The organism is Methanocorpusculum vombati, assembly GCF_026891935.1.
Classification (GTDB): domain Archaea; phylum Halobacteriota; class Methanomicrobia; order Methanomicrobiales; family Methanocorpusculaceae; genus Methanocorpusculum; species Methanocorpusculum vombati.
The window spans coordinates 1-5161 of the sequence record NZ_JAPTGC010000031.1; the positions used below are offsets into that span (position 1 = coordinate 1).

Genomic DNA, 5161 nt, shown 5'->3' on the forward strand with positions numbered 1-5161 from the left:
ATGAAGGGAGGGGGTGTTCTTTGGGTGCGGCGGGTGGTGAGGGGGGAAGAGCGCGGGGGTTCTGCCGGGATATCTGTTCGGATATCTACGAAAGCTTTTCGTGGCATCACAGTTTAGACGGAGAAGTGCTGTCTTCGTATCATTTCCCGATATTTTTCTTCCGGGAATCCGTGGGCGATAAACTGCAGGAAGTCTTCTTTTTTTGCAAATCTCATCTGGACACAGAGTTTTGCAAGCTTGCCGGCGGGGGCGCTGGTTTCTGTGTCGGGGTCGATGGTTGTGTAGATCCGGTCGCAGATCAGTCCGTCGGCCCGGGTGAAGGTATAATGGGTGTGTTCGCCTTTCCGGATTGTGACATATCCTTTTTTTGCGGGTAGTGTTGTTATGTTTTCGCCGTATTTTTTGTGGATCTGCTGAAGTGCTTCGGCGAAGTCAATCTGTTCCATTAAGTCCTTTTTCAGGGTTAATGAGTCTTCGGAGTGTTTTTCATCAGGGAATTCGGTAAAGCTGAGGATATGCCCTTCCAGTGCTTCTTCGAGGGATGCGAGGATTCCGGGGAGGCTGACTCCCATGCCAAGCAGTGCGAGTTTTCTGTTTTCTACGCACCAGACCCGGAGGTCTTTTTTAAACCATACGTCGCATTTTATTGGTTCGTGCAGGGGGTAGTGTCCGATAGCACTGAGCCTTTCAAACATGAGGGGAGATATGGCGTTTTGTACGGTCTGGGTTATTGAGGTTTCAATTACGTCGTTGCAGGTTTGATTTTCCTGCCGGAGCTGCATGATTGTGCTCCGGATGTCGGGGTCAACATAGATCGGTACGCGTTTTGTTTTTGTGTGTTCGTCCATCTTTTTCTCCTGGAGACGGGTTATGTGAAAATGTGCATTGCGGGATAATATATTTTTTGTAAGGGGCAATTTTTTGTGTGATGGTTGTGATGTTTTTCCTATCTGATGTACGATTTTTCAGATGGTTGGGGTTTTCGGCAGTTTTGTTGGCAGGAGTTTGGGGTGCTGCGAGAGGATGTGGCAGGTATTTGTTCCGGGGCTTGGATAGTTTTCGTCACTGAGGTTCACCGCGTACGCCATTCTTCAAACATGTCTGCTATACTTTGCGGCATCACCGGCAATCCCGGAGGGGAAGCGTCTGTTCCGGAAGTGCACCGCGTGTGTCCCGCCGGATTATTTTGTCCGGGTCCGGCAGGATGGTGGGAAGATGCCGGGACTTCGGGCGCAGGGGCTGTTTTGTCACAAATCTATATCTGGTCAAAACCGGTACTACTATGGTAGTATGTTCCGGCAGGCGTCTGATGAGGGAGTTACGGAGATCATTGGTTTTGTGCTGATTATGGGACTGGTGGCTGTGGTTCTGTTTGTTATGGCGCTGGTTGTTCCGCCGATGACGGGGGCGGAGATGGAGGGGGAGCTGGCGCTTGGTGCGGTGCAGGATATTTCGGATCTGAAGTATGATATGGATCTGTTGTGGGAGGATTCCACACTGCCGAATGTGACGCGGAGTGTGCTGATTCAGTTGTCCACGCCGAAGCGGGGAATTGTTTCGATGTTGCCGGTGTTTACGCCGACGGTTGGTTCTGCGACGCTGACGGCGGGGGTGTCAGGAGTTACGCTGGATATCAATAATACGAACTATAATAATTTGCTGAGGCTGAGCTATACAACGTCAAATAATTATGCGCCGGATTCGATGGTGGTGTATGAGGCCGGGGCAGTGTTTGCGGGGACGCGTGATTCCCAGTCGCTGGTGCTTGCACCGAGTGTGGGAAAGAGCGGTGATTCTCTGCTGATTGTTCTGCCGCGTCTGGTTGAAGGGGGTGAAACATCGGTTTCAGGGAATCGTTTCGGGGTAGTTGAGTATCGGCTGATTGATACGGATGTTGATCTCTATGATAAGCCTGAGATTAAGATCAATATAAACGAGAGGGAGGACGCTGCGAAGAGTCTGGCGAATCTTATTGGTATGGACTTGAATGAAGCGGGAACCACATGGATAATACAAAAATATCCCGGTACGGTAAATGTGATGACGGTGAATTATTCAGTTGTGGTGCGGGGAGCGGTTCTATGAACGTAAGTAACCGTGATTCGGGCGTGTCGGAGGTGATCAGTTTTGTGATGATTCTTGCGATACTGATCATCGCGTTCAGTCTGTGGGCACTGTATGCGGTGCCTGCGGGGGGAGAGCAGATGGAGGAGATTCATACGGTGAGTATTCAGATGCAGTTTGCGGAGTTTAAGTCCGGCGTGGAGAACGTGTGGATTGCAAATTCAACGGGTGTTATGCGGGAGAGTGTGTTCCGGCTGGGGCCGGATGCGGCGGACAGCGGGATGGAGATTTTGTCGTTCCCGCTGACGCGGGCGGCGGGGACGCTGAGCGTTGCTACCAATATCAGTATTGTTGCAACAACGAAGGGAGACACGAAGTATTACTATCCGGAGGTCACGTATCGCGGCGTGAATGCGTACACGGATGATGTGTTTCTGCGATATCACGGCGGGAATAATACGGTGACGGCGTTCGGGCCTGCGGGGAATCTGCTGTACCGGCTGCCGGGTTCGGATCAGTTCCGCGTTGTGGTGAAGGAAGGTACGAAGTCGGAGGTGTCGGGGAGTGGTCGTGCGGTGATTGAGTACCGGCTGGTGGATGTGATTGCGGGAGCAGGCAATGTGTATTATTGTGTGTTTGAGATGGGGGTGCGGTGATGCGGCGCGACTGTGATGCGGCTTCGTCGGTGGTGATCGGTTTTGTGATTCTGCTGATGCTGGTTGCTCTTGGGATCGGTATCTGGGCTTTGATTAGTGTGCCGGATATGGTGAAGGAGGCAGAGAGTACGCACGCGATTGAGTTGTCGAATACGTTTCTGGATCTGAAACTGTCGGCGGACAAGGTGCGGGTGAATAATTTTGAAGGGGCGCGGTTTTCGATGCTGATGCCGGGCAGTTCGGGGATGAGCGGGACGACGATTGGGTTTGCGAATACGACCGGAAGTATATTGAGTATTTACATAGGTTCAAATACCGTACATGATGCGCAGTGGAAGGATATTGGAAGACTCTCTGCACAGGTTGGCGGGACGCGGGGGTCAACGGTGATCGGCTATGAAGGCGGGGGTGTATTCCGAAGCGATAATGGGAATGCGGTGTGGCTGACACCGGGACTGATTGAGGTGTATCCACAAAAAATTGATGGTAATAGTACGATTCGTGTTGATATGGTGATGCCGGTTCTTTCGGGGAATGCCGCGATCAGCAGCAACTGGGGAGCACCTGTTGATGTTGTGTACACGGGAAAAAAGGATCGTATTGTCGGTCCTACAAATGAGACGCTGGTGATTAGCTTCTCTACGAGTGATGATGAACAGCGAAATCTGTGGTACTCGCTGTTTTATGAGGCAGAAACGCGGTTCAATGCGAAAATTGGGACGGAAATTGGGACGGAGTGGGTGGGTATTGGAACAGTAAAGGCATCTGTGGAAGATACCGCTGCCAGACTGACGATTGAACCGGGTGTGGGGGGGCCGAACGATATGAAGTTGGTGAAGGTCTATATTCGTGAGGCAACATATGATGTATCACTGGTGAACCGTTATGAGGAAAGCTGATGAGGGTGTTGCTCCGGTCGTGGCGGTTGCGCTGCTGATCGGCCTTGTGGCGGTAGCGGGAGCGATCATCGGCCTGTCAATGTTTGCGGCGATGGAGGAGGCGTCGGGTGCGCTGCCGGACGTGCGGTTTCAGATGTCGGCAGACGGGAAGAGTCTCTATCATGCGGGCGGGGATGCACTGCCGCTGAAAAATCTGGTGTTTTACAATACTGCATCGAAAGATAAGGTAAACAGCGTTTCACTGATAAAGAGCGGGAGCACTAAAGCAGAGACCTCCCTTGATGGAGAAGTATGGGAGACGGGAGATCGGATTTCGTTTGGTGGGGCGTTGGACGTTCTGTCGATCGTCGGGCTGGACAGCAGAAACCGTCCGGCTCTGCTGTACCTGGGGGCGGATGCGGTAGTGCTGCCGGTTGGGGATATGGTGCCGGATGAGTGGACTGCGGTGCCACCAAAACCGATTGGGCCGACACCAGTGCCTACTCCAGTGCCAACTGGAGGAGGGGAGGGAGGCAACACTGATGGATGGCTCTCTACAGATACCAATAATAAGGATATTGTTAAATTTGGAGATTTGGAACTCTTGCAGGGGAAATCACTGACTTTAGCTGCAGAATTTCCCCATCCAACAACAAATACAAATGTGAGATTCAAGGTGGGTAATGCTAAGGAGGTAGGATACTGCAGTATAAATGTGACAGTATTTAATTCTGAATGGAGTCCAGTATTTGGGCCGAAAATGGAGGAGCGTAAGAATAAGTTAGATATTGAAATAGGGATTGACCCACAATACCTCGTAACTGGGAACAAAGTGTATTTTACTATTGAAATGTGGGAAAAGAATAAAGAGCCACCAGCTATGGCAGGCTTTCGTAGAACAATAGTGATTACCATCACATAGAATTAGATCAAAGGATGATATCTCGTTCTTTCCCAAAACTATGGGGATATATGTGTTAATTTTTAACCGGGCCATATGGCCCGCCCCGTTTCCCGGCGACGGAAACCCCTTACCCACACACTTTCTGGGCCTCAGTTACCTTTAGTAAAGCCCCACATCATTTAAATAAGCGCCACGATCTCCGGACGATTCTTCTCTCAAAAATCGGTCGAAGCCTCTTAAAAACCGCCCCCTTCCGCATCTGGGCGGATGTGCGGGAAGGGGGCGTGCTGTTTGCAGGCGGCATCCGGGGATTTTTAGAGGGGGTATTTTGGCAAAATACGGCTTGTACGGGGGTTGATTTTGTGGGTGGTGTACGTGCGTCGTGCGAGGTACGTAAGGTGGGTATCTTTGGCATGTGGCCTTGCTTGGGGTAACCACGGAACACACTGACATACACGGAATTCCACGGAAAAAACATGAAATACAGCTTCGTTTACGGAAAACGCGGAAAGCCTAAGGAAGTTGGTATCACTGACCATATCCCAATACACAGATTCTTTCTGTGTCTTTTTCTGTGTTCTCACGAACGTATTTCGTCGGTTTATTCGGGAATTTTTTTGAAAATTGTTTGCGGGTTGAGCAGCGAGCGGGCAGGATGG

The 5161-nt window shown here is 50.9% G+C and carries 7 protein-coding genes; 4 read left to right on the plus strand and 3 right to left on the minus strand.

The window, feature by feature from the left end; translation table 11 throughout:
* Positions 1–113: 113 nt before the first annotated feature.
* From O0S09_RS09820 to O0S09_RS09830, 3 genes are all read right to left on the minus strand, one after another.
* A complete protein-coding gene (locus O0S09_RS09820; RefSeq protein ID WP_268923797.1) occupies positions 114–848 on the minus strand; it encodes a hypothetical protein in 735 nt (244 codons plus the stop codon).
* 117 nt (positions 849–965) lie between these two features.
* A complete protein-coding gene (locus tag O0S09_RS09825; RefSeq protein ID WP_268923798.1) occupies positions 966–1088 on the minus strand; it encodes a hypothetical protein in 123 nt (40 codons plus the stop codon).
* A gap of 31 nt (positions 1089–1119) precedes the next feature.
* Positions 1120–1251, minus strand: a complete 132-nt coding sequence (locus tag O0S09_RS09830; protein WP_268923799.1) for a hypothetical protein — start codon at positions 1249–1251, stop codon at positions 1120–1122.
* Between the two features lie 39 nt (positions 1252–1290).
* On the opposite strand from O0S09_RS09830, the gene O0S09_RS09835 reads away from it, so the two are divergent.
* From O0S09_RS09835 to O0S09_RS09850, 4 genes are read left to right on the plus strand one after another with little or no spacing between them, the layout of a single operon-like run.
* Positions 1291–2085 carry a DUF7289 family protein gene (locus O0S09_RS09835; protein WP_268923800.1) on the plus strand — a complete coding sequence of 265 codons (795 nt, stop codon included), beginning with the start codon at positions 1291–1293 and terminating at the stop codon, positions 2083–2085.
* Positions 2082–2720 carry a hypothetical protein gene (locus tag O0S09_RS09840; protein ID WP_268923801.1) on the plus strand — a complete coding sequence of 213 codons (639 nt, stop codon included), beginning with the start codon at positions 2082–2084 and terminating at the stop codon, positions 2718–2720. The genes O0S09_RS09835 and O0S09_RS09840 overlap by 4 nt, the downstream gene beginning before the upstream one ends.
* Positions 2720–3619, plus strand: coding sequence for a hypothetical protein (locus O0S09_RS09845; protein WP_268923802.1), 900 nt, complete (start codon positions 2720–2722; stop codon positions 3617–3619). Before O0S09_RS09840 ends, O0S09_RS09845 begins: the two co-directional genes overlap by 1 nt.
* On the plus strand, positions 3606–4520 hold the full coding sequence (locus O0S09_RS09850; protein ID WP_268923804.1) for a type IV pilin N-terminal domain-containing protein: 915 nt from the start codon (positions 3606–3608) through the stop codon (positions 4518–4520). The genes O0S09_RS09845 and O0S09_RS09850 overlap by 14 nt, the downstream gene beginning before the upstream one ends.
* Positions 4521–5161: the final 641 nt, after the last annotated feature.